Annotated in this window: 1 protein-coding gene; it reads left to right on the top strand. The window is 68.1% G+C overall.

Going from position 1 to position 276, the window contains the following annotated elements:
* A partial coding sequence (locus tag AC0MA3_RS26485) for a S46 family peptidase (RefSeq protein ID WP_474658343.1) occupies positions 1 to 276 on the top strand: 276 nt, incomplete at both ends.

Here is a 276-nt window from a genome sequence, read left to right as displayed (position 1 = left end):
TGCCGCCAGCAAGCTGGCCGACACGCCCACCCGGCTGTCCTGGCTGGACAAGGACGTGGCCGCCTTCCAGGCCAGCGACGATGCCTTCATCCGCATCGCCGTGGCGCTGTATGACGACGAGCAGAAGCGCGAGTCCCGCGACAAGGAACTCGCCGGCAAGCTGCAGAAGGCCTATGCCGGCACGCAGCAGGCCCTGATCGACTTCCACGCCAGCCGCGGCGAGGCCGTCTACCCCGACGCCAACAGCACGCTGCGCATCAGCTTCGGCAAGGTCCA

The sequence above is a fragment of the Paenibacillus sp. LS-5 genome (assembly GCF_056121505.1).
Note: the sequence above shows the minus strand (reverse complement) of the source record. Positions and strands in the feature narration are given on the sequence as shown.